The 25,144-nt window shown below is 32.6% G+C and carries 26 protein-coding genes; 18 read left to right on the top strand and 8 right to left on the bottom strand.

Annotated elements, in window-relative coordinates; genetic code table 11:
* Positions 1-235 precede the first annotated feature (235 nt).
* The 3 genes from AC4FQ3_RS04380 (at position 236) to AC4FQ3_RS04370 (ending at position 3,079) form a co-directional block, all read left to right on the top strand.
* A complete protein-coding gene (locus AC4FQ3_RS04380; protein WP_302095424.1) occupies positions 236-871 on the top strand; it encodes a PAS domain-containing protein in 636 nt (211 codons plus the stop codon).
* Between the two features lie 171 nt (positions 872-1,042).
* Entirely contained in the window at positions 1,043-1,459 is a 417-nt protein-coding gene (gene ruvX / locus AC4FQ3_RS04375) for a Holliday junction resolvase RuvX (protein ID WP_073393573.1), read from the top strand.
* Between the two features lie 123 nt (positions 1,460-1,582).
* Positions 1,583-3,079: a malate:quinone oxidoreductase gene (locus AC4FQ3_RS04370; protein ID WP_491181023.1), complete on the top strand. Its 1,497-nt coding sequence runs from the start codon at positions 1,583-1,585 to the stop codon at positions 3,077-3,079.
* Positions 3,080-3,118: 39 nt separating this feature from the next.
* On the opposite strand, the gene AC4FQ3_RS04365 is transcribed toward AC4FQ3_RS04370, so the two are convergent.
* A complete protein-coding gene (locus AC4FQ3_RS04365) occupies positions 3,119-5,341 on the bottom strand; it encodes an FUSC family protein (RefSeq protein WP_491181385.1) in 2,223 nt (740 codons plus the stop codon).
* 198 nt (positions 5,342-5,539) lie between these two features.
* Between AC4FQ3_RS04365 and def the strand changes: the two genes are divergently transcribed.
* The 3 genes from def to mazG all read left to right on the top strand — a co-directional run bounded on the left by def (position 5,540) and on the right by mazG (position 7,550).
* A complete protein-coding gene (def, locus tag AC4FQ3_RS04360; protein WP_042564191.1) occupies positions 5,540-6,130 on the top strand; it encodes a peptide deformylase in 591 nt (196 codons plus the stop codon).
* Between the two features lie 64 nt (positions 6,131-6,194).
* Positions 6,195-6,680, top strand: coding sequence for a DUF5606 family protein (locus AC4FQ3_RS04355; RefSeq protein ID WP_042564192.1), 486 nt, complete (start codon positions 6,195-6,197; stop codon positions 6,678-6,680).
* A 99-nt stretch (positions 6,681-6,779) separates the two neighbouring features.
* Positions 6,780-7,550, top strand: coding sequence for a nucleoside triphosphate pyrophosphohydrolase (gene mazG / locus AC4FQ3_RS04350; protein ID WP_302095428.1), 771 nt, complete (start codon positions 6,780-6,782; stop codon positions 7,548-7,550).
* Here mazG and AC4FQ3_RS04345 read toward each other — a convergent pair whose 3' ends face one another.
* Positions 7,551-8,231: a Crp/Fnr family transcriptional regulator gene (locus AC4FQ3_RS04345; RefSeq protein WP_042564194.1), complete on the bottom strand. Its 681-nt coding sequence runs from the start codon at positions 8,229-8,231 to the stop codon at positions 7,551-7,553.
* 203 nt (positions 8,232-8,434) lie between these two features.
* On the opposite strand from AC4FQ3_RS04345, the gene AC4FQ3_RS04340 reads away from it, so the two are divergent.
* The 8 genes from AC4FQ3_RS04340 to AC4FQ3_RS04305 all read left to right on the top strand — a co-directional run bounded on the left by AC4FQ3_RS04340 (position 8,435) and on the right by AC4FQ3_RS04305 (position 17,058).
* Positions 8,435-10,822, top strand: a complete 2,388-nt coding sequence (locus tag AC4FQ3_RS04340; protein ID WP_491181022.1) for a heavy metal translocating P-type ATPase — start codon at positions 8,435-8,437, stop codon at positions 10,820-10,822.
* A 114-nt stretch (positions 10,823-10,936) separates the two neighbouring features.
* Positions 10,937-11,128, top strand: coding sequence for a cbb3-type cytochrome oxidase assembly protein CcoS (gene ccoS, locus AC4FQ3_RS04335; RefSeq protein ID WP_042564196.1), 192 nt, complete (start codon positions 10,937-10,939; stop codon positions 11,126-11,128).
* Positions 11,129-11,130: 2 nt separating this feature from the next.
* A complete protein-coding gene (ccoN, locus tag AC4FQ3_RS04330; RefSeq protein ID WP_073393585.1) occupies positions 11,131-13,314 on the top strand; it encodes a cytochrome-c oxidase, cbb3-type subunit I in 2,184 nt (727 codons plus the stop codon).
* A gap of 10 nt (positions 13,315-13,324) precedes the next feature.
* Entirely contained in the window at positions 13,325-13,519 is a 195-nt protein-coding gene (locus AC4FQ3_RS04325) for a CcoQ/FixQ family Cbb3-type cytochrome c oxidase assembly chaperone (RefSeq protein WP_491181021.1), read from the top strand.
* 1 nt (position 13,520) lies between these two features.
* On the top strand, positions 13,521-14,459 hold the full coding sequence (locus AC4FQ3_RS04320) for a cbb3-type cytochrome c oxidase N-terminal domain-containing protein (protein WP_491181020.1): 939 nt from the start codon (positions 13,521-13,523) through the stop codon (positions 14,457-14,459).
* A gap of 6 nt (positions 14,460-14,465) precedes the next feature.
* Complete coding sequence (gene ccoG, locus AC4FQ3_RS04315) at positions 14,466-15,884, top strand: cytochrome c oxidase accessory protein CcoG (RefSeq protein WP_491181019.1); 1,419 nt, start codon at positions 14,466-14,468, stop codon at positions 15,882-15,884.
* A gap of 11 nt (positions 15,885-15,895) precedes the next feature.
* A complete protein-coding gene (locus AC4FQ3_RS04310) occupies positions 15,896-16,345 on the top strand; it encodes a FixH family protein (protein ID WP_042564201.1) in 450 nt (149 codons plus the stop codon).
* Between the two features lie 11 nt (positions 16,346-16,356).
* Positions 16,357-17,058 (top strand): sulfite exporter TauE/SafE family protein, encoded by a 702-nt coding sequence (locus AC4FQ3_RS04305; protein WP_491181018.1) that lies wholly within the window; start codon positions 16,357-16,359, stop codon positions 17,056-17,058.
* 2 nt (positions 17,059-17,060) lie between these two features.
* On the opposite strand, the gene hemN is transcribed toward AC4FQ3_RS04305, so the two are convergent.
* The 5 genes from hemN to AC4FQ3_RS04280 all read right to left on the bottom strand — a co-directional run bounded on the left by hemN (position 17,061) and on the right by AC4FQ3_RS04280 (position 21,770).
* Positions 17,061-18,425 (bottom strand): oxygen-independent coproporphyrinogen III oxidase, encoded by a 1,365-nt coding sequence (hemN, locus tag AC4FQ3_RS04300; protein ID WP_491181017.1) that lies wholly within the window; start codon positions 18,423-18,425, stop codon positions 17,061-17,063.
* A gap of 127 nt (positions 18,426-18,552) precedes the next feature.
* Positions 18,553-19,023, bottom strand: coding sequence for a hypothetical protein (locus AC4FQ3_RS04295; RefSeq protein WP_042564204.1), 471 nt, complete (start codon positions 19,021-19,023; stop codon positions 18,553-18,555).
* A gap of 114 nt (positions 19,024-19,137) precedes the next feature.
* Entirely contained in the window at positions 19,138-19,485 is a 348-nt protein-coding gene (locus AC4FQ3_RS04290) for a hypothetical protein (protein WP_491181016.1), read from the bottom strand.
* 112 nt (positions 19,486-19,597) lie between these two features.
* Positions 19,598-20,020 carry a DoxX family protein gene (locus AC4FQ3_RS04285; protein WP_491181015.1) on the bottom strand — a complete coding sequence of 141 codons (423 nt, stop codon included), beginning with the start codon at positions 20,018-20,020 and terminating at the stop codon, positions 19,598-19,600.
* Positions 20,021-20,141: 121 nt separating this feature from the next.
* Entirely contained in the window at positions 20,142-21,770 is a 1,629-nt protein-coding gene (locus AC4FQ3_RS04280) for an acyl-CoA carboxylase subunit beta (RefSeq protein WP_073393600.1), read from the bottom strand.
* Positions 21,771-22,035: 265 nt separating this feature from the next.
* Here AC4FQ3_RS04280 and AC4FQ3_RS04275 point away from each other — a divergent pair, with 265 nt between their 5' ends.
* From AC4FQ3_RS04275 to AC4FQ3_RS04260, 4 genes are all read left to right on the top strand, one after another.
* Positions 22,036-22,626: a TetR/AcrR family transcriptional regulator gene (locus tag AC4FQ3_RS04275; RefSeq protein ID WP_491181014.1), complete on the top strand. Its 591-nt coding sequence runs from the start codon at positions 22,036-22,038 to the stop codon at positions 22,624-22,626.
* A gap of 69 nt (positions 22,627-22,695) precedes the next feature.
* On the top strand, positions 22,696-23,154 hold the full coding sequence (locus AC4FQ3_RS04270; RefSeq protein ID WP_491181013.1) for a hypothetical protein: 459 nt from the start codon (positions 22,696-22,698) through the stop codon (positions 23,152-23,154).
* Between the two features lie 2 nt (positions 23,155-23,156).
* The gene (locus AC4FQ3_RS04265) at positions 23,157-23,477 is read left to right on the top strand and encodes a DUF3817 domain-containing protein (protein WP_491181012.1); all 321 of its coding nucleotides are present in this window, start codon (positions 23,157-23,159) and stop codon (positions 23,475-23,477) included.
* Positions 23,478-23,491: 14 nt separating this feature from the next.
* Entirely contained in the window at positions 23,492-23,698 is a 207-nt protein-coding gene (locus tag AC4FQ3_RS04260; protein ID WP_302095442.1) for a hypothetical protein, read from the top strand.
* A gap of 337 nt (positions 23,699-24,035) precedes the next feature.
* On the opposite strand, the gene lpxD is transcribed toward AC4FQ3_RS04260, so the two are convergent.
* Positions 24,036-25,034: a UDP-3-O-(3-hydroxymyristoyl)glucosamine N-acyltransferase gene (gene lpxD, locus AC4FQ3_RS04255; protein WP_491181011.1), complete on the bottom strand. Its 999-nt coding sequence runs from the start codon at positions 25,032-25,034 to the stop codon at positions 24,036-24,038.
* Positions 25,035-25,144: the final 110 nt, after the last annotated feature.

Below are 25,144 nucleotides of genomic sequence, written 5' to 3'. Positions count from 1 at the left end.
AGCAAAAAAGTAAAAACCTTTGAAAATGTTACAGATGTAACTTTTTGTTTTTAATTTGATAAATATTACGATTTGTTTCAGTTGATAAAAGTTATAAACAACCTCTAAAAGTTTTTTTAATATCAAAATATGACATAAGTCAGGTTTTGTGATTTTCCTTCAACTTAATTTCGCCGCATAATTCAAACATTAAATGAATTATTAAATGCCAATCCAGAAACAAATTTACATACATATGAATCAGGAAAATCAACTTCAGAGACAACAGCGAACTATTATAGATAAAGAAGTTTCGTGGGACAAAACTCAGGTTATTATGAGTAAAACAAATGCATTTGGTATTATAGAATACGCCAATGAAGTATTTGTCGATGTTTCGGGGTACGAAGATTATGAATTAATGGGGCAGCCACACAATATTATACGCCATCCGGATATGCCAAAAGTGATTTTTAAAGTGCTTTGGGAAAATCTAAAAAACGGAAAAAACTTTCATGCAATTGTAAAAAACTTAGCCAAATCTGGAAGGTATTATTGGGTAATTACTGATTTTGAGATTTCGCGTGATGAAAATGATGTAATTGTAAATTACTTCGCAAGAAGACAAGCCGTTCCACAGGAAGTTGTTGCCTTGCATATTGAGCCGTTGTATAAAAAATTACTGCAAATTGAAGCGGCAAGCGGAGTAGAATTTAGCGAAAAATATTTAATTGGTTTTTTGGAAGAAAAAAAGAAAAGCTACGTAGAATACATCAAAGAGTTGATTTTTGAACATGAAAAAGGTCATGCAAAATTTGCTCAGTATGAAGAACAGCATATCGAGGAAGAGGAAGAAGAAAGAGGTTTTTTTAAACGTTTATTTAATAGATAATATTTTTTTAGGTTTTAGATATTTGAATTTTTAGGTTTTTAAATATTTGGGAAAAGGATCCGTTTTGAGTTTTCAAAGCGGATTTTTTATGAATTTAAATTTATATTTTTTCTGGTTGCCGAGAATTCGAAAAAAAAACTAAAATAACTTATCTTTGATAAAAATTAAAAAATGCCAAGAATTCTCTCTATAGACTACGGACAAAAACGAACAGGAATTGCTATTACTGACGAAATGCAAATAATAGCGTCGGGTTTAACTACGATTCCAACTAATACTGTAATTGATTTTCTGAAAGATTATTTTGCAAAAGAAAAAGTCGAAGCTGTTTTAATTGGAGAACCAAAACAAATGAATGGTCAGCCTTCAGAAAGTGCTTCAATAGTCAAAGGATTTGTAACTCATTTCTCGAATATTTTTCCGGATATGAAAGTTGTTCGTGTAGACGAGCGCTTTACTTCAAAAATGGCGTTTCAAACGATGATAGATAGCGGCCTGAGCAAAAAGAAACGTCAGGACAAAGGTTTAATTGATGAAATCTCTGCTACAATAATGCTTCAGGATTACCTTTCTTCAAAACGATTTTAGTTTTTTTTAATCATAATCTTATGATGTTTTAATTTTTAGAAAAACATAACTTTTATCATGCTATTTTAGTTTTTTTTTGCAATTATAAAAATTACCTTTGCACTTTAAAAATAAATTACTGTTATGCCTGACAATACAATACGTTCCAATAGTGAAGTAGTGCTTATTGGAGCTGGAATTATGAGCGCAACTCTCGGATTAATTTTGAAAGAGCTGCAACCTGATATAAAAATTGAAATTTACGAAAGACTAGATGTCGCTGCTGCCGAAAGCTCTGATGCCTGGAATAATGCAGGAACAGGACATTCTGCTTTTTGTGAATTAAATTACACTCCCGAAAAAGCTGATGGAAGTATTGACCCTAAAAAAGCAATAAGTATAGCAGAATCATTTGAGGTTTCACGTCAATTCTGGGCGTACTTAGTACAGCAAAACAAAGTTCCGTCTCCTGATAATTTTATAAAAAGTGTTCCTCATATGAGTTTTGTCTGGGGAGATAAAAATGTAGAATATCTTAAAAAGAGATTTGAAGCTTTACAAAGCAATCCAATTTTTTCTCAAATGACATTTAGTACTGATTTTGAGCAATTAAAAGAATGGATGCCACTTGTAATGGAAGGAAGAGAAGCTAATGAAAAATTGGCTGCCACACATATGGCTATTGGTACCGATGTGAATTTTGGTGCATTAACCAGAAGCATGTTTAATTATTTAGAGAAACTGGATGGTGTTTCTTTACACTTCAACCATGAGGTTCAAAAACTAAAACAACGCGAAGATAAATTATGGCGAATTAAAATTACTGATTTGTCTACCGGTCAAAAACGTAAAGCATATACTAAATTCGTTTTTATTGGAGCAGGCGGTGGTTCATTGCCATTATTAGAAAAAGCAAATGTTCCTGAAGGAAATGGTTACGGCGGTTTCCCGGTAAGTGGGCAATGGTTGAAATGTACCAATCCGGAAGTTATAGCAAAACATCAGGCAAAAGTATACGGAAAAGCAAGTGTTGGTGCTCCTCCAATGTCGGTTCCGCATATTGATACGCGTGTAATTGATGGCGAAAAAGCACTTCTTTTTGGACCTTTTGCAGGATTTTCGACACGTTTCTTGAAAAACGGATCTTATCTTGATTTACCGTTATCTATAAAAGCAAACAATTTAATTCCGATGTTATCAGCGGGATATCACAATATACCTTTAACAAAATATTTGATAGAGCAGGTTCGTCAGTCTCCAAAAGACAGAATGAATGCACTTCGTGAATATTTACCAACGGCACGCTCTAAGGATTGGAAATTAGAAAGAGCGGGGCAGCGTGTTCAGGTTATTAAAAAAGACGAAAAAGAAGGTGGAGTTTTAGAATTTGGAACAGAAGTAATTAATACACATGACGGAACTTTAGCAGTTTTATTAGGAGCTTCTCCAGGAGCTTCAACAGCAGTTTCGATTATGATTGATTTAATTAGCAGATGTTTTACCAACCAAATTAAAACACCGGAATGGGAAGCTAAAATGAAAAATATGATTCCTTCTTACGGGAAAACATTAAATGATAAACCAGAGCTTTTAAAAGAAATCAGACAGCATACCTCTGAAGTTTTAAAATTGAATAATTAAGATATTTTAATTCTTATATAAACAACAAATCCAGATGAATTAATCTGGATTTGTCGTTTTAAGATCTTTCGTGTTTTTCAAAATTTTCTCAGCAAGATTGCTCATCCAGATTAATTGTTCGATAACCATAGAGGCTTCCTGCATTTTAGCCTGACGCGTTTCTTTATCAAGTTCATCATCTGTAGCCAAACGATTAAAATTGATGCGTTTTAGTTCTTCAAATTGCAAAGTCACATCTTCTTTATCAAAAAAAGTATCCGTTACAATAGCTTCATTTTTTAAAATTGAAATAGAATGATCAAGATTTGATAGAATGGTTTTTATAATATAATTAAACGATTCTGAGGCAGAAGTTGTCTGATGTGATTGAATATAAGTTGATAAAGAAGCCAATGCAGAAAGTACGGAATGATTTAAAACTACTAATTTGTTCACCAAAGGCATTGTTTTTTGTTTTGATTTTGGCTCTTGCATCATACGTTGAAACGAAGTCATTAAATTTCCAATTTCAACAAAGGCATGTTTTCTGGCTAATCTGTAAGAAGTAGGAACTTCTCCTTTTTTATTATAGAAATCAGCAATTTCTTTTAAGTAATTTCTATTAGAACGTATAGAATTTTCAATATGTATTGGTGTATTTATAAATTCCCATGCCGGCCATAAAAACTGATTGGCCAAAAAGGCTAAAACAGCTCCTGTAAGCGAATCTAATATCCTGAACTGAATAACTTCAACAACATTTGGTGTTAGAATTCCGTAAATAAAAACCACATACATAGTTACAAAAGTGGCACTTATTTTATAATTGATTTGTGTAAATGAAATTCCGAGTAGCATACAAACAATAGAAAAAATACTCAGTGCAACATGATTCTGAACCAATGAAACAATTCCGAAAGCGAGTAATCCTCCTAAAATTGTTCCGAAAATTCGATTATAAGATCTTTCTTTTGTTAAGCCATAACCAGGTCGCATAATTACAACGATAGTTAGCAAAATCCAGTAAACATTTTGAAAAGGAAGAAATTTTCCAACAATAAAACCAATCAAAATAGTAATCGTTAAACGTAACGAATGCCTGAAAATTGAAGATGAAAAACTCATATTTTCTACCAATGTTCGAAACGGGTAATATTGAGGCGTGAGGAATTTTTCCAGTTCTTTGTCCTTGTCTTTTAGTTTATAAGATTGCATCGCGAGCGAAAATGCCCTTTGAATAGTCTTGATTTTTCCAACTTGATTTTTTGCATATTTAAGCATGTTGGTTAACATTAAAACACCTTCGGCAGCTGCTTCTTTTCCTAATGTTTTTTCATAATCAAAAATGGCAAATTCAAGTGCGTCAAGCTCATTTTTCAAATCATGTTTGTCAACATAAACGGCAATGTGATGTACATTTTTAGAAAGTTTTTTTAAGGTCGAAGCCAGTTTATAAGCGACATTCTGATAGGTGCGTAAAACTTCCGGATGCTTGTCAAATTTTTCATGAAGTTTACTATGATCAAATGAGGTATATAATGCTAATTCCTGAATTTCGATCAAAGTAATAAAAACAAGTAACATTTTTCTGTTCTGGCTTGTGGCTGCAGAAGTATTTTGATTTCCAATAAGTACCTTTCTTAAATCTTCATTAATTAAATTTAATTCTACCTGAAGCGCTAATTGTTTTTCAATAATGGCGGTTCTTTTAGCTTCGGGACTCCATAAATCACCTCTTAATTTTAAATATTTTGCCGTTAATTTAATACCTTCGGCAATCTGCAATTCAACATACTTATAAGGTTGCACAAAATGAAAAACAAGTGATACTATTAGATATAAAATACATCCAATAAAAATAAGACCAGAATATTCAATAGCTTCCCAACCCTGATGTAAATGCCCAAATGATAACGAAATAGAAAGTAAAGCAGAAAAAGATACTAAAGTTGCTCTTTGCCCGTAAACAGAAATCATCGAACATAAAAAAAGCAATAAGGCTAAAAAAGGATAAAATAAAAACGGATACGGATAAGCAAAATTGACCAATAAATTAACACCAGAAACAATAAAAGATGCAACAATCAGTCCTTTGATTTTATGCTTTAAAGTACTCGGAATATCACTTGGATACGTAAAAAAAGCGCCTAAAGCAATGGTGAAACCAAGTTCGAAATATCCCAGAAAATTCAAAATTAAAACAGGAACAACAGAAGCAATAGTTACTTTTGAAGCATTTAAAAAAGAAGTGCTGTTGGTGAATTTTGTGATACGTTCGTACATATAATCAGGTTTACTAGCAAAGGTAAGAATTGTACGAATTACTTTGGCATAATTATGGATGAGTTTTTGGTCATAAAGCAAAAATGAGATTAATCTGTGTTTAGAATTATTCATTGACTATTTTTTACTATTTTTGCCAACTGAATTATAAGAATAAATTTCAACGTTTTTCAGTAGATAATACTTAAATTAAGAGTAATGATTTTACCAATTGTAGGATATGGTGATCCTGTTTTAAGAAAAGTGGGTGAGGCAATTACGCCAGATTATCCCGGTTTAAAAGAAACAATAGCAAACATGTACGAGACCATGTACAACGCTTATGGCGTAGGTCTGGCTGCACCCCAGGTTGGTATAGCGATTCGTTTGTTTGTTATTGATACGACGCCTTTTAGCGATGATGAAGATGTATCGACAAAAGAGCAAAAAGAGCTTAAAGGTTTCAAGAAAACTTTTATCAATGCTAAAATTGTTAAAGAAGAAGGTGAGGAGTGGAGTTTTAACGAAGGCTGTTTAAGTATACCGGATGTTCGTGAAGATGTTTACAGAAAACCAACTGTTACAATTGAATATTGTGAAGAAGATTTTGTAATGAAAACCGAAGTTTTTGACGGATTGATTGCAAGAGTTATTCAACACGAATACGATCATATTGAAGGTGTTTTGTTTACAGATAAAATATCTTCTTTGAAAAAGCGTTTGATTCAAAAGAAATTGAAAAATATAACTGAAGGTAAAACTTTTCAGGAATATAGAATGAAGTTTGCAGCTGCAAAAAAAGGAAGATAAAAACGATGTTCTTAAAGAAGAACATTAAACAAAAAAGAAATTCTTAATACTAATTTTAATAAACATGAATTTAGAGAAAATTTTAGCCATTTCTGGGAAACCAGGCTTATATGTATTGAAAGTGCAAACTCGTACAGGTTTTGTGGCAGAATCATTAATTGACGGAAAAAAAATTACAGTAAACTTAAAAAGTAATGTAAGTTTATTATCTGAAATCTCAATTTACACTTACGAAGGAGAAAAACCTTTAACAGAAGTAATGCAAATTATTGCGAAGAAAGAGAAAAATGGTCAGGCGATTTCGCACAAAGAAGATAATGCTGCATTAACAGCTTACTTTAAAGAAATTTTACCGGATTTTGATGAAGAAAGAGTTTATCCTTCAGATATTAAAAAAGTATTAAACTGGTATAATACACTTCAGGCAAAAGGTTTAGTTACAGATTTAGCTCCGGCTCCCGCTGAAACTGCTGAAAAAGCTCCAGTTGCTGAAGAAAAACCAAAGAAAGCTCCGGCTGCAAAAAAAGCAAAAGCAAAAAAAGAAGAATAGTAAATATCTTCAATTAAATATACTAGTCCTGTTAAGAGTTTTCTTAACAGGATTTTTTACTTTTACAATATTAGGTTTACAACCCAAAAAAACATCAAAATGAGTAAAGAACTTCAACTTCAGGCTTTCGAGAGATTATTAATTATTATGGACGAGTTGCGCGAACAATGCCCTTGGGATAAAAAGCAGACTTTGCAAACCCTTAGACATCTGACAATTGAAGAGACTTATGAATTAGGAGATGCTATTTTGGACAATGACTTAAATGAAGTAAAAAAAGAATTAGGAGATTTATTGCTGCATATCGTTTTTTATGCAAAAATAGGCTCAGAAACCAATGATTTTGATATCGCGGATGTCTGTAATGAAATTTGCGAAAAACTAATTCACCGTCATCCACACATTTATAGTGATACGGTTGTAAAAGATGAAGAAGAAGTAAAACAAAACTGGGAAAAACTAAAACTAAAGGAAGGTAAAAAATCTGTTTTAGAAGGAGTTCCAAGAAGTTTGCCTGCACTTGTAAAAGCAAGCCGAATTCAGGATAAAGTAAAGGGCGTGGGTTTTGATTGGGAAGAACCACATCAGGTTTGGGATAAAGTTCAGGAAGAACTACAAGAACTGCAAGCAGAAGTTACTGCCGGCGATCAGGATAAAATAGAGGCTGAATTTGGAGACGTATTATTCTCCATGATTAATTATGCCCGATTTTTAAATGTAAATCCTGAAGATGCTTTAGAGCGAACAAATAAAAAGTTTATTAAACGTTTTCAATACCTTGAAAGTAAAGCAGGTGAATTAGGAAAACCTTTAATGGATATGACACTTGCAGAAATGGATGTTTTTTGGAATGAAGCTAAAAAACTCTGATTATTCAGCTATTTTTTTTAATGCTTTTACATTTTTAAGAACAATTTTTTTACCAACCAATTCTATCAATTCTAATTTATTAAAATCAGACAATAAACGAATACAGCTTTCAGTAGCAGTTCCGATCATACCGGCTAATTCTTCTCTGGTAAGTTGTATTTTTAATGTTTTATCAGCGTTTTCTCCATAAAAATCATGTAAATAAAGCAATGTTTCTGCCAATCTTTGTTTTACGGTTTTTTGTACCAATGCAATTTTATCGTTTTCAGATTCTTTCAAATCCTCACAAACAGATTGCATCAACTTCATAGAAAACTGATTATTGTTATTAAAAAAGCCAATGATTTCAGATTTTGGAATAAAACAAACTTCCATATCAGCAACAGCTTTTGCAGTTAAATTAGCAGGTTCGTTACTAATCATAGAACGCTGCCCTAAAAGTTCTCCAGATTTAACGAGTTTTATAATTTGGTCTTTTCCGTTGGCGCTCAGCTTTGAAAGTTTTCCAACTCCATCCTTAACACAAAAAACACCATTGGTTACTTCACCTTCCTCAAAAATAGCATCTCCTTTTTTAATGATATAAGTAGTTTTGCTATTGGCAAGTTTAATGACTTCATCTTTATTTAAGGCTTGTAAAGAAGTAAGCTGGCGTACGATACATTGGTCACATTTACTCATGACAAGAAATTTTATGCAAAATTAACCAATATTAGTATCTAATTACATAATTATTCGATAAAAAAAATAATAAAAAATGTACGGCAGTAATTTGCCTTTTTTATTTTACTAAATTAGAATCATAATTTATTAAACTATGATAAATGTCATATTTATAGTCTTTTGCAATTTATAAACTTTGCATAAGTTAAAAAAAACAAATTATGAACGAGCAAGGTTGTTTTCATTGTGGCTTGACCATAGATAAAAATGAAGAAATCAATTTTGATGAAAAAAAGTTTTGTTGTAATGGCTGTAAAACAGTTTACGAAATTTTTAGTCTTAATGATTTAACCTGCTATTATGATTTTGAAAAATCCCCTGGCGCTACTCCACAAGATATTCAGGGCAAATATGATTTCCTTGATAATGAAGCCATCTTATCAAAAGTCCTCGAATTTCAAGAAGGAAACACAGCCATTGCGTCATTAAACATCCCTCACATTCATTGTAGTTCTTGTATTTGGATTCTTGAAAACCTAAACCGATTACAGTCAGGAATAAGTATTTCTCAGGTTAATTTTCCCGAAAAACGAGTTCGAATTACCTATAACTCAGAAATTGTTTCTCTTAAAACAATTGTGTATTTGCTAAGTTCAATAGGCTATGAGCCTTATATTAGTTTAGAAAATTACGAAACAGGAAAAAGCAATATTGACAGAACGCTAACTTATAAATTAGGAGTTGCATTTTTTTGCTTCGGAAATATAATGTTATTGTCATTTCCTGAATATTTTGAAATAAAAGAGTTTTGGCTCGACAATTATAAACCTTTCTTTAGAGCTTTAATCTTTATTCTGTCATTGCCTAGTTTCTTATATTCCGCAAGTGGTTATTATGTTTCTGCCTATAAAAGTATTAAAGCTAAAATGTTAAACATTGATATTCCTATCGCTTTAGGGATTATTGTCATGTTTATCCGAAGTACTTTTGATATGATTATGGATTATGGTCCTGGCTTTTTTGACAGCTTAACAGGTTTGGTTTTCTTCATGCTGCTCGGAAAGATGTTTCAAATTAAAACCTATAGCTTTTTAAGTTTCGAAAGAGATTTTAAATCCTATTTTCCTATTGCAGTTACCAGAATTAATCAGGATATTTCTGAAGAAAGCGTTCCTATATATGATATTTTAAAAGGTAATCGTTTATTAATCAGAAATCAGGAATTAATTCCCGTTGATGGAATTTTGATTAGTGAAAAAGCCGAGATCGATTATAGTTTTGTAACAGGAGAAGAAGTTCCGATAACTAAAAAATCGGGAGATAAAATATTTGCAGGAGGAAAGCAAATTGGTAAAATTATCGAAATGGAAGTTTTGCATTCGGTTTCACAAAGTTACCTGACACAATTGTGGAGTAATGAAATCTTTCAAAAAAATGTAGATCAAAAACATAAGACCATTACAGATGTTATTAGCCGATATTTTACACCAATATTATTATTAATTGCTTTTGCAGGTTTTGGTTATTGGATATTTATTGATGCCAATATAGCTTTTAATGTTTTTACTGCGGTACTTATTGTAGCATGCCCTTGTGCATTGGCTCTTACGGCGCCATTTACTTTTGGAAATATTCTGAGAATTTTAGGAAAGCGAAAATTTTACCTGAAAAATGCTCTGGTAATCGAACAATTGGCAAAAGTTGACACGATAGTTTTTGATAAAACAGGAACAATTACAACAAATAAAAAAGCCAATATTACGTATGAAGGAGATTTAATTTCTGAAGAAAATAATGTGCTTATCAAAAATGTACTTCGGGCTTCAAATCATCCTTTAAGCAGAATGTTATATGATTTCTTACCGGAAACAAAGAAAATTAAAACAGATGATTTTCAGGAAATAACCGGAAAAGGAATCCAGGCAATAATCCAGAATAAACAAATTCAGATTGGTTCTGCTGAATTTGTCAGGAATTCGGTTTCAGATACATCAGAAATTGAAAAAACTTCACTTCATATTAAAATTGATAATGTTTATTATGGCAGGTTTGTGTTTAAAAACCAATATAGGGAAGGTCTGCAAGAGTTGTTTTTAGAACTTAGTAAAACATATCAAATCAAAGTATTATCAGGTGATAATGATGGAGAAAGAGAAAATCTCGAAGCCATTTTGCCTAAAAATACAGAGCTGATTTTTAACCAAAAACCAGAGCAGAAACTTGATTTTATAAAGAAACTCCAGGAAAAGGGGCAGAATGTGATGATGGTTGGGGATGGTTTAAATGATGCCGGTGCTTTGGCGCAAAGTAATGTTGGAATTTCTATTTCAGAAAATGTCAATGTTTTTTCTCCGGCTTGTGATGCAATATTAGATGCAGGCGAATTTTCGCGACTCGATTATTTCCTGAAATTATCGCATAAATCAATTTCAATAATCAAGATGAGTTTTACTTTATCATTGCTGTACAACGTTGTTGGTTTATCTTTTGCCGTTACTGGCAATTTACTTCCTTTAGTCGCGGCTATTATTATGCCATTAAGTACAATTACGATTGTAAGTTTTGTGACTTTTATGTCTAACTATTTCAGTGATAGTAATTTAAAATAATTATAAATAATAATAAGGTAATTTTTCCTACTTTTAGTATATCTTTTCAATCATGATAATTATCATATTTTACAAGCCTGTTACCTATTAATTTTGTTAACATAAATTTAGGGTATGAGTGTCATTTATCTATTAATTTCAGTAAGTATTTTTGTCGCAATCTGTTTCTTTATTGCTTTTATTGTCGCTGTAAAATCGGGACAATATGATGATGATTATACACCCTCGGTCAGAATGCTTTTTGATGACGAGACCAAAATTACTTCAAAAAATAATATTTCACCAACCGAAGAAAAACAAGTATAATTATGGAAATGGAACAGTTTTATTACGACAACAAAATTGTAAAAAAATTCATTTACGCCACTATCCTTTTTGGAGTTGTGGGTATGTTAGTGGGGCTAACCCTGGCGGTTATGTACCTTTTTCCCAACATGACAGATGGGATCTCCTGGCTTAGTTATGGTCGTTTAAGACCTTTGCACACCAATGCGGTTATTTTTGCCTTTGTTGGAAATGCATTTTTTGCGGGTATGTATTACTCGTTACAGCGATTGCTAAAAGCCAGAATGTTTAGCGATTTTTTAAGTAATTTGCACTTCTGGGGATGGCAGCTTATTATTGTTGCCGCTGCTATTACTTTACCTTTAGGATATACTTCTTCAAAAGAGTATGCGGAATTAGAATGGCCAATTGATATAGCCATAGCGTTAATCTGGGTAGTAATGGGAATCAACATGATAGGTACAATGTTAAGACGTAGAGAACGTCATTTGTATGTGGCTATTTGGTTTTATCTTGCGACGTTTGTAACAGTTGCTGTTTTACACATTTTCAATAATATCGAACTTCCGGTTTCTGCTCTTAAAAGTTATTCAGTTTACGCAGGAGTTCAGGATGCGCTTGTACAATGGTGGTACGGACATAATGCTGTTGCATTTTTCTTAACGACACCATTTTTAGGTTTAATGTATTACTTTGTTCCAAAAGTAGCCAATAGACCAATTTATTCTTATCGTTTATCAATTATACATTTCTGGTCTTTGATTTTTATTTATATCTGGGCAGGACCACACCACTTATTATATTCAGCTTTACCAAACTGGGCGCAAAACTTAGGAGTAGCATTTTCTATAATGTTGATCGCGCCATCTTGGGGAGGAATGATCAACGGACTTTTAACTTTAAGAGGTGCGTGGGATAAGGTGCGTGAAGAACCGGTTTTAAAGTTTTTCGTAGTAGCAATTACCGGATACGGAATGGCAACTTTTGAAGGCCCTATGCTTTCGTTAAAAAATGTAAATGCTATTGCACACTATACAGACTGGATTATTGCTCACGTACACGTTGGAGCTTTAGCATGGAATGGTTTCATGTCATTTGGTATCATTTATTGGTTAGTTCCAAGAATGACAAAAAGTAAAATATTCTCTACTAAATTGGCTAATTTCCATTTCTGGATTGGTACATTAGGAATTATATTATATGCATTACCTATGTATGTTGCAGGATTTCTTCAAGCTTCAATGTGGAAACAATTTAACCCTGATGGTACTTTGACTTACGGAAACTTCCTTGAAACCGTTACGCAAATCATGCCAATGTACTGGATGAGAGCAATAGGAGGTACTTTGTATTTAGTTGGTATGCTTACATTGGTTTACAATATTATCATGACAGTTAAAGCTGGTGAAACTGTAGAAGATGAATTAGCTCAGGCTCCGGCATTACAAAGAATAAGCAGTGGCAGAATAAATGGAGAAAAATTCCATTCATGGTTAGAAAGAAAACCAATTCAATTGACCATTTTGGCTACCATTGCTATTTTAATTGGAGGTGTAATTCAGATTGTACCAACAATTATGGTAAAATCTAATATTCCAACTATTTCAAGTGTAAAACCTTATTCTCCATTAGAACTTGAAGGCCGTGATTTATATATAAGAGAAGGCTGTGTAGGCTGTCACTCACAATCAGTTCGACCATTCAGAAGTGAAGTGGAGCGTTATGGGCCACAATCAAAAGCAGGTGAATTTGTATACGATCATCCATTCCTTTGGGGATCAAAACGTACAGGTCCTGATTTGTTGAGAATTGGTGGAAAATATAATGACAATTGGCATTTTAACCACTTTTGGAATCCACAAAGTATTTCTGCAGGTTCAATCATGCCAGGTTATAAATGGTTATTTGATAATAAACCAATGGACATTTCTTTAACTCAAAAGAAAATGCAGGCAATGGTTTCTTTAGGTGTTCCGTATTCTGAATCTGAAATTTCAAATGCGCAGCAAACATTAAGAACTCAGGCAATATCAATCGAGAAAAACTTAGAAAACGATCCTGATTTTGTAAAAAGTTACGAGGAAAGCAAGAAAAATGCTGCTGCAAGAGGAGAAAAATTTGTTCCGATGAATGAAAGAGAAATTGTTGCTTTAATTGCATATATACAAAGACTTGGAACAGATATTAAAGTAAAAGAGACTAAATAATAATAATATTATGTTCGAACAAATAAAACACAATATGGAGAATATATCGGGTATCGAAATTTACCCGATTCTCTCTCTGCTGATATTTTTCTTCTTTTTTGTATTCTTAGGTCTTTGGGTCTTTACATATAAAAAAGAAAAAATTAAGGAGATGAGTCAAATACCTTTAGATGAAGGAAGTAGTTTAATTTCAAAAGATATTTAAAATGAAAAAATTTTTCCCAGTATATGTAAGAGTACCGGTGATTTTCTTCATCGTTTTTGGATTGATGGAATATTTTATAGATTCAGGTGACAGAGCTGCTTTTATAAAATACCCAATGGTTTCAGTTTTTTTATTTGTATTTCTCTTCATCCTTATTGCAATTGAAATTACGTTAAGTGCTGTAAATCGTGTGATGTATCAATTAATGTCACCGGAAGAAAAGGCTCAGGCAGACCATGAAAACAGTTTAAGTCTAAAAGAAAGTACCTGGTACAAAGACCTAATGCATAAGCTTACTAAAACGCAGCCTATCGAAAATGAGGGGGCTTTGCTAATGGATCATGATTATGACGGAATTAAGGAATTGGATAATAATTTGCCGCCATGGTGGGTTTATCTGTTTTATGCCTGCATTATTTTTGGAGTAATTTATGTTGCCCGTTATGATGTTTTTGGTGCTGATGATCAGGAAATGGAGCTTAAAAAAGAAATGGCTCAGGCGAAAATTGATGTTGATGAATATCTTAAAACCGCACCTGATTTAATGGATGAAAAAACAGTTGTTTTGCTTACGGATAAAGAAAATTTAGATGCAGGAAAAGAAATTTTTACAACAAATTGTGCTGCTTGTCACAGAGCTGACGGTGGAGGACAAATCGGACCAAATTTAACAGATGATCGTTGGATTTTAGGAGGCGGAATTAAAAACCTGTTTCATACTATAACAAATGGAGGCCGTGATGGTAAAGGGATGATTTCATGGAAAGGAACCTTAAAACCTAAAGAAATTCAAAAAGTAGCCAGTTATATTTTGTCTTTACAAGGAAGTAATCCAAAAGATCCAAAAGAAGCAGAAGGGGAAGTTTGGGTTGATGAAAACGCTCCGCACCCCGATATAGCAAATGGAAAACCAGCTGATAGTACAGAAGTTAAAAAATAATAAGTCATGTCAAATTTACCAGACGAAGCATTTAGAGATACCATTGGAACTATTGACGAAGGTGGTAAGAGAAAATATATTTTTCCTAAAAAACCGTCTGGTAAATTCTATGATTATCGAAAATGGGTTAGTTATGTGCTATTGGCAATATTAGTTGCTAATCCATTTATAAAAATAAACGGAAACCAATTTATGATGTTCAATATTTTGGAACGTCGTTTTAATATTTTTGGTTTTCCATTTTGGCCACAGGATTTTTATCTTTTTGTAATTTCAATGCTCGTTGGTATTGTTTTTATAATATTGTTTACAGTTGTTTTTGGAAGAATATTTTGTGGGTGGATTTGCCCGCAGACTATTTTCTTAGAAATGGTTTTTCGTAGAATAGAATATTGGATCGACGGTGATCGTGGTGCACAGCTGCGTTTGTCAAGACAAGAGTGGAATGCAGAAAAAATTCGAAAAAGAGTCATTAAATGGACTATCTTTTTTCTGATTTCTTTTGGTATTGCCAATGTTTTTCTTGCTTATTTGGTAGGAAGTGATACTTTGTTTTTAATGATTGAGCAAGGACCTATTGCGCAAGCCAGTAATTTTATTGCGTTACTAATTTTTACAGGTGTTTTTTATTTTGTTTTTGTCTGGTTTCGCGAACAGGTTTGTATTATTGCCTGTCCTTATGGCCGATTGCAAGGTGTACTTTTAGATAATAAATCGATAAACGTCGCGTATGATTTTGTGAGAGGTGAAAAAGAAGAAGGACGTGCCAAGTTTAATAAAAAGGAAGACAGAGCTACTACCGGAAAAGGAGATTGTATTGATTGTCATCAGTGTGTGCATGTTTGCCCGATGGGAATCGATATTAGAAACGGAACACAATTAGAATGTACAAATTGTACTGCTTGTATTGATGAATGCGATTCTATAATGGATTCTGTTGGTTTGCCCAAAGGACTTATTCGTTATGCATCTGAAGATGAAATTGCAAAAAAGGAACCTTTTAAGTTTACTGCCAGAATGAAAGGTTATACTGCAGTTTTATTTGTTTTATTGAGTGTTTTTGTTGGAATGCTTTTTTTACGTGCCGATGTTCAGGCTATTATTTTACGTTTGCCAGGACAGCTTTTTCAACATAAAGGCGATAAAATTAGTAATGTGTACACCTATAAAATTGTCAATAAAACAATGAAGGATTATAATGATATTCATTTTGAATTGATTGATCAAAAAGGAGATATTAAAAATGTTGGTAGTGAGCATTTTAAAATTATAAAAGAAGGAATTTCGCAAGGAACTCTTTTTATAGAAATTGATCAGGCTATTTTAGAAAGTGATAAAACCAAAGTAAAAATAGGTGTTTATAACGGAAATGAGCTGCTTGAAACCAACACAACAAACTTTTTAGGACCGCGAAGTTTTAATTAAAAAATAATACCATGAAAATAAATTGGGGAACCGGAATAGTGATAGCATTTGGGTTATTTATGACCTTTATTCTATATTTTGTTTTTGAAGTACAGTCAAATAGTAAATATGATAATGATTTGGTTGTAGAAGAATATTACAAACATGACTCGCATTTTCAGGATGAAATGGCCCGAATTCAAAATGCACATGATTTACAGCAAAGACCAACTATAAAATATGTTGAGGACGGAGTAGAAATAATTTTTCCTGTAAAATTTGAAAGTGATAAAATAAAAGGAAACATATTATTATACAGACCTTCAAACAAAAAATTCGATTTTAATACGCCAATCGCTTTAACAAAATCTTCATTATTAATTCCTAAAAACAAACTCATCAAAGGCCGCTGGGATGTTAATATGGAATGGCAGTATGATGGAAAAAAATACTTGTCAAAAGAGGTAGTTTATGTAAATTAATAAGACGAAAAATGTTGTATTCTGCTTTCATATTCGGACTAATTAGTAGTTTTCACTGTATAGGAATGTGTGGTCCAATTGCCATGATGTTACCTGTAGATCATCAAAATGAAGTAAAGAAAACAACTCAAATTGTTACCTATCATATTGGACGTTTAACAGCGTATGCAACAATTGGGTTAATCTTTGGATTACTAGGTAGAGGTTTCTTTCTGGCGGGGTTACAACAAAAAATGTCTATTTTTATTGGAGTATTGATGATAATCGTTGTTTTGATTCCGGAAAAAATATTTTCAGAATACAATTTTTCGAAACCCGTTTATAAGCTCATTTCAAAAATCAAATCTAATTTAGGAAGTCATTTTAAAAACAAAAGTTATAAATCGCTTTTTATAATAGGACTTTTAAATGGTTTTTTGCCATGCGGAATGGTCTACGTAGCTTTATTTGGAGCAATAGCTATGCAAAGTGCCGGTTATGGAGTTTTGTACATGCTTTTATTCGGATTAGGTACCATTCCTTTAATGACGGTGGTAGTATATTTACATTCTTTATTAAAAATGTCTTTTAGAAATAAAATACAAAAAGCAATTCCTTATGTTGCTGTGATTATTGGTGTTTTATTTATTCTTAGAGGTTTAGGGCTTGGAATTCCGTATTTATCTCCATCAAATATGAGTTTATTTGTGCAGCAAGTGCCTAATTGTCACTAAATCTAAACCGTCATAGAAAACAAGCTTGTTTCTGGAGATTTTCTTTTTAAATGTAAATCAAAAGCCATGCAAATATTGCGTACAAAAGGTCTTCCGGCTTCTGTAATTTTAATTTTATTTTCTTCAATCACAATTAAGTTGTCTTTTTCTATTTCTTTTAAATCTGAAATTACATTGCCAAGATCTTTAAAATAAAGGTTTTCATTGCTCCATGAAGTTTCAAATTCGCATGTTAGATTTAGAATATGTTTTCGAATAATCAAATCCTCATTATCAAGAATGTGTCCTTTTACAACAGGCAATTTATCCCATTCTAATAATTGATAATAATCTTCCAGGTTTTTAGTGTTTTGCGCAAAACTGTACCAGCTATCGCTAATAGATGAAACACCCAAACCAATCATTAATTGTGTTTTTGAGGCGCTATAACCCATAAAATTTCTATGGAGTTTTTTGTTTTGAGATGCTTTATACAAACTATCTGATTGTAATGCAAAATGATCCATTCCAATTTCGTGATAACCATTTTTAGAAAGTACTTGTTTTCCTATTTCGTATAGTTTTCTTTTTTCGGCATCTTTAGGAAGATTCTCTTCATTGAATCCACGCTGACCATTTCCTTTTATCCATGGCACGTGTGCATAGCTATAAAATGCTAATCGGTCTGGTTTTAATGAATTTGTTTTTTCAACCGTATCCACAACATCTTCAATTGTTTGAAATGGCAGTCCGAATATAATATCGTGACCTATAGAAGTGTATCCAATTTCTTTTGCCCAAAAAGTTACTTTTGCAACATTGTGAAAAGGCTGGATACGATGAATTGCTTTTTGTACTTTTTCTGCATAATCCTGAACACCAAAACTTACCCGGCGAAAACCTAAATCATATAGTTTTTTAAGTTGTTCGTAAGTTGTATTATTTGGATGTCCTTCAAAACTAAATTCGTAATTCTCTGCCTTATTGGCAAAACAAAAAATGCCATTTATAAGATGTTCTAAATTATTTGTTGAGAAAAATGTTGGTGTTCCTCCGCCTAAATGTATCTCTTTTATTAAGGGCTTTTCCGGAAGTAGTCTGCAATAAAGGCTCCATTCTTTTAGCAGCGCTTTTATATAAGTTTCTTCAACTGAATGATTTTTTGTAATACGTTTGTTGCATCCGCAAAAAGTACACATGCTTTCGCAAAAAGGCAAGTGAATGTACAAGCTAATTCCGTTTTCTGAATTGCTTTCTGAAAAAGCTTTCTGAAACGATTCTATCCATTTTTCCTGGCTAAAACCAGCTTCGTTCCAATACGGAACAGTTGGATAGCTCGTATATCTTGGACCAGGGACATTGTATTTTTGGATCAGTGAAATCTTCATAAGAGTACATTTTTGGACTATCAAAATTAATTAACAGGCTTAAAATATAAAATGATAAATGTCATATTTATCGTAAAAAAAAAGAGACTCAAAATGAGCCTCTTTTTACTGAATTAAATAACTAACACTAAATAGAATCCTGAATGATTTTAAGCCATTTTTTTGCAAACTGATGATCTTGATAAGCACTTATTTGCTTAATTCTGTCGTCGTCAAAATCGTAGAATGGAATCGTGATTTTTTTTGATGTTTCTTTTTCCTGAAACTCGAAATCAATTTTTAAGATTGTATCTGAATTTCCGTCAGTAGTTGGAATTAATTTGCAGGATGAAACCGTTTTTAAATCTACAAACGTTGATTCTTGTTTATTGGGATTGAAATTCATTAAAATAAATTTTCTGTTTTTTTGATCAATCGTCAGCGTTTTATTGCTTTGAGATTCTGTTAAATCAAAATCTTCCGGATTTACCGGATTGAATTTCTTTTTGATATTTAAGATCTTTGATTTGTTTGCAGCACTTGTTCGTGCAGAAAAATATACCGGAATGGCTACTATGATCGCAATCACAATACCAATTATAGTTACACTTGTATCCATTATGTTTTTAAATTTGAATTAAATTACATGAAATAACAAACTGTTTTCGTTGTTGAAAACGGCCTGATTAATTTTGGAAGAAGATATTCTTCCCGATAAGTTTCATTAATTTAATTACCAGAAATAATGGAAGGGATAGAGCAATAAAGATATTTTCTTACTCTGATTTGAGAATTGATTGGCAAAATTTGTTGTTGATTTTACAACCTGATGACCGGGAATTGTCATCAATAAAGTTTCAAACCATTTAATTAAAACTGACTGGCTTGTTTTTATATTAGCCGCAAAATGATAACTGGCTTGTGGTTGTATAAATTCTGATGTGTCAACATTTTCTACTGAAAAGGCAGGATTCGTTTTTTTATTTTCATTTTTTGGTACACCAGCTTCACTTGCCTGAAAAGCAAATAAAGTGATGATCAAAAGTGATACAAAAATAATTGTTTTACGAATCCAATTCATGCTGGCGAAATTAGTTCATAAAATACAATAAACGAAACTTTAAAATGCTAATTAATGTTAAAAGAAGACATATCTATCCCCAACAAATGTAAAAAGTCGAGGATAAATCGTGTTATTGCTGCATTTTGAAATAATAATCGGCTGAATGTTTTCCGCCTCCATAAATCAAAAAGAAAATACAAAGTAATAATACAGCTATTGCCAAAATTAAGCTTTGAGAATGCATGTGTCCCATAAAATTAACAAGGACAGCTCCAAATAAAATTGGTAACTGAGCAGCTATTGCCCAACGGGTTAGCAAGCCAAAAACAATCATAATCCCGCCAATCATGTGAGCTGGTGCGATGTAATGCAAAAGAAACATTCCGCCGCCAAAACGATCAATAGGAGAAATCAAATCATGTAAATACTGGACATTCGTTACAAATGAAACTCCTTTCATAAATAAAAAAATACCCAATATAATACGTACTAAATCTACTGGTAAATAAGTGTGCGAATTGGCCCATTTATTTAAACTTTTTACATTTTCCATGATACTACGCTGATTAAAAATTACACACTAAGTTACTAATTTTTAATGAGATAGTTGTTTTTTAGAGATTTAAAATAAATTATGCATTATTTTTTTACGCATTTGAAAAAAAACTAAAAAGTTATACCTGAATAACGCCTAAATTAAATGGTTTTTGAATAGGAGCATGGTTGGCAGCTTCGATTCCCATTGAAATCCAGGTACGTGTATCTAGCGGATCGATAATGGCATCTGTCCACAATCTTGATGCCGCATAATAAGGCGAAGTTTGTTCGTCGTAACGTGCCTTTATTTTATTGAATAATTCAGCTTCTTTGGTTTCGTCTACGATTTCTCCTTTTGCTTTAAGCGAAGAAGCTTCAATTTGTGCCAATACTTTTGCAGCCTGAGTTCCGCCCATAACAGCAAGTTCCGCACTTGGCCAGGCAAAAATTAATCTCGGGTCATAAGCTTTTCCGCACATGGCATAATTTCCTGCACCGTATGAATTACCTACGATTACAGTAAATTTTGGAACTACTGAATTACTAACTGCATTTACCATTTTGGCACCATCTTTTATAATTCCGCCATGCTCAGATTTTGACCCAACCATAAAACCGGTAACATCTTGTAAAAATACCAACGGAATTTTCTTTTGATTACAATTAGCAATAAAACGTGTTGCTTTATCAGCACTATCAGAATAAATTACACCACCAAACTGCATTTCTCCCTTCTTGGTTTTTACAACTTTTCTTTGATTCGCAACAATTCCAACAGCCCAGCCGTCGATTCGGGCATAACCAGTTATAATAGTTTGACCATAGCCATCTTTATAAGCTTCAAACTCAGAATTATCAACCAAACGATTGATAATTTCCATCATATCATATTGCTCGTTTCTGGCTTTTGGCAGAATTCCGTAAATATCTTTTGGTTCAAGAGCGGGTTTTTCAGCTTTGATTCGGCTATAACCAGCCTTATCAAAATCGCCAATTTTATCTACAATATTTTTTATTTTATCAAGAGCGTCTTTATCGTCTTTTGCTTTATAATCTGTCACGCCGGAGATTTCGCAATGTGTTGTTGCTCCGCCTAAAGTTTCATTATCAATAGTTTCTCCAATGGCCGCTTTTACGAGATAACTTCCGGCAAGAAAAATACTTCCGGTTTTATCTACAATCAAGGCTTCGTCGCTCATAATAGGCAAATAAGCTCCTCCGGCAACGCAGCTTCCCATTACGGCAGCAATTTGCGTAATTCCCATGCTGCTCATTTGGGCATTGTTTCTAAAGATTCTGCCAAAGTGTTCTTTATCAGGAAAAATTTCATCCTGAAGCGGTAAATAAACCCCGGCACTATCCACTAAATAGATAATAGGTAATCTGTTTTCCATGGCAATTTCCTGCGCACGAAGATTCTTTTTTCCTGTAATAGGAAACCAGGCTCCGGCTTTTACAGTAGCATCATTGGCTACTACAATGCATTGTTTTCCTCGAATATATCCTATTTTAATGACAACTCCGCCAGAAGGGCAGCCGCCATGTTCAGCATACATTCCGTCTCCAACAAATCCTCCAATTTCAATACTTTTTGAATTTTCATCAAGCAAATAGGCGATACGTTCACGTGCTGTCATTTTGCCTTCGGCATGTAGTTTTTCAATACGTTTTTCTCCTCCGCCCAATTTTATTTTGGTGAATCTTTGTTTTAATTCAGAAAGTAATAATTTATTGTGATCTTCGTTTTTATTGAAGTTTAAATCCATAAGAAATTGTGGTTTTTACAAAATAGTGTTGGCTAATTTACAAAATCAATTGAAACTAGCATAATAAATTAATCCGTTTGGTATAATGCGTAAAATTTAATTAAACGCATAGAAACATAGATTTTATGTGTTTGAAAAGTAAATCAAAAGAAACTCTTTTCTAACACATAGTCCCGAGGCATAGGGATTTGTTGCTATTTGAATTTTTAAACTAAATTCACTTTTTTTAACTTAATTTGCTGTTTCATACTAATTGGTATTTTTTATGTCTAAAGCTGCAAACACCCGACTTACAATTCTTCAAAAAGCATTTGAATTGATTTATTCAAAAGGGTATCAAACCACGAGTATCGATGACATTATTGCGACAACTCAGGTTACGAAAGGTGCTTTTTATTACCATTTTAAAACAAAGGATGAAATGGGTGTTGCTATTATTGAGGAAATTTTAAGACCTACAATGCTGGAAAGTTTTATAAAACCAGTAGAAAATTCAGCAAATCCAATTGAAGATTTTTATAACATGATTTCGTATTTACTTCTCGACGATCCTTTTTTGCAGGTAAAATATGGGTGTCCTGTTGGGAATTTAACGCAGGAAATGACGCCATGGAATAATCAGTTTAGTAAAGCCTTGACTGAATTGGTCGATCAATGGAAAATTACTATTGAAAAAGCTGTTATAAATGCTCAAAAATTAGGATTAATAAGGAAAGATGTAAATGGCGAACAGGTTGCTTATTTTGTAATGTCCGGTTATTGGGGAATACGGAATTTTGGAAAATTACAAGATAATAATTCCTGCTATATTGTTTATTTAAAAGAATTTAAGAATTATTTGAATAGTTTGAAATAAATTCGATTTCAAATAACATACTAATTAGTATGTTTTTGAATATATTTGCATTGTCTAAATCAAAAAACAATGTATCAAACTCTTTTAATTAGCCATTCTTTTCTTAGATGGCTCGTATTAATAAGCTTATTGTATTCTATATTCAGGGCTTATAAAGGTTATTCCTCTCAATTATTATTTACCAAAACTGATAATGCTGTTCGACACTGGACGGCGACAATTGCTCATATTCAATTAATTTTTGGGATTTTAATTTATGTACAAAGTCCGATCGTGAAATATTTTTGGAAGAATTTTTCAGAAGGAATTCAAAATTCTGAAACTGCATTTTTTGGAATACTTCATATTTTCCTGATGTTAACCGGAATTGTTTTAATTACAATTGGTTCGGCTCTAGCCAAAAGAAAAAAAGCAGACAACGATAAGTTTAAAACAATGTTACTGTGGTTCTCAGTTGCCTTATTGATCATTTTTATTGCCATTCCCTGGCCATTTTCTCCATTTTCAAACCGACCTTATTTTAGATAATTATGAAACATTTACTTCAAACAAACATTGGAAGATTACGAATTATTGGATTTTTAGAAGGAACATCTTTATTGATATTATTATTTATTGCAGTTCCTTTAAAGTATGTTTTTGCAGAACCATTTCTAACCAGAATTATGGGAACAATTCATGGCGCTTTATTTTTGCTTTTTATCTTTAATTCAATAAGTGTAGGAGTAGAGCAGAACTGGAAATTTAAAGATACGACATGGAAAGTGCTTTTAGCCTGTATAATTCCGTTTGGGACTTTTTATATTGATGCTAAAATTCTAAGTAAAATTGGAATAACGTCTCAACAGTAAAATCAATTTAAATTATGGTTTTAGTATTTAAAACAAATGTCAATTCTTCTTCGAAAGTAAAAAGAATTGCTCCAAAATTGAATACCCTATTTCCGAATTCGAAATGGAATTTTGATCTTGAAGATTGTGATCGAATTTTACGATTTGAATCGGATAATGATATTATGAAAGAGATTATTTTTTTGATGAAAATTTTAGGGTTTGAATGTGAAGCGTTATGAATTAACGTTAAATGTTGTAGATAAAATTTAACCTCCCTGATCATTTTTTAACGCAGAGAACACAATCCCGATAGCCATCGGGATTCGCAGAGTTCACTAAGATTTAAGTTGTGTTTACACAATCTAAGTCCGCAAAGCTTTGGGTCCCGAGGCTTCGGAATGTGTTTTTACTAAATTTAGCATATTTAGAATCTTTGCGTTCTCCGTGGTAATTTTTTTTTCTATCTCCACAGGTTTTATAATTGATCCAGCGTTATAAATAAACTTTTTTTATTTGTATATAAAGCAAAAAAAAACAGAAGTCACCTTCTGTTTTTTTTATATAATTGTTTTTGGATTATTTTTTAGAATCACAAACCATTCTTTTTAAAATAGCCCATTGTTTCAAAGCATCACGAGCTTCTACTGCAGGATATCCTAACATGGTTTTTCCGGCAGGAACATCTCCGGTAACACCAGAACCAGCACCAATAACAGCACCGTCGCCAATAGTAGTATGGTCTTTTATAGATGCGCTTCCGCCGATAATAACACCATTTCCTAAAGTTACAGAACCGGCTAAACCGCTATTTCCGGCCATGATACAAAATTTACCTAATTTACTATTATGTCCAATTTGCACTAAATTATCAATTTTACAACCATCACCAAGAACAGTTGAACTAAATTTACCACGATCTACACAAGTATTTGCACCAATTTCAACTCCGTTTCCAATAATTACGTTTCCAATTTGTGGAATTTTTACCAAGCCTTTTTCACTGCAAGGACGGAAACCAAAACCATCTGCACCAATTGTTGCATTTGGATGGATAATGCAATCGCTGCCAATATGACAACGCTCACGAACCACAGTTCCAGACCAGATAATTGTATTTTTACCAATAGTACATTCATCAAGAATTGTCACGTTTGGATAGATGGTAGCATTAGCACCAATTTCTACTTTTGGACCAATATAACAACCCGCCCCAATTCTTGCTCCTTCACCAATAATAGCTGTTTCGTCAACTGTTGCAGTTTTGTGAATATTGCTATGGAATATTGGAGTAGGCGGGGCAAAAAGGGCTAAGATTTGAGACATAGCCAAATCAGCATTTTTTACCTTAATAAAAGCACGATTGTCTCCCGGCTCTATTGAAATGTCTTCGTTTACAACTGCAATTGAAGCTTTTGAACCTTCCCAGTATTTTTCATATTTTTTATTTCCTATAAATGAAATTTCTGAAGTTGTAGCTTTTTCTAGCTGCTCTGTTGCTGTAATGCATTGTGAAGTTGTGCCATAAATTACACCATTAATTACTTCATTAATTTCTTGAATTGAATAGGATTTCATCGAATGAATTTAATAGATTGTGGGGTTATTTTTTGCCAAATAAAATCAATTAGATTCGAATTACCTAATCTTATTTTGAAGTTTTTTAAATTCTTTTATAAATAAAGTTA

Source organism: Flavobacterium sp. AK-345 (assembly GCF_058310175.1).
Note: the sequence above shows the minus strand (reverse complement) of the source record. Positions and strands in the feature narration are given on the sequence as shown.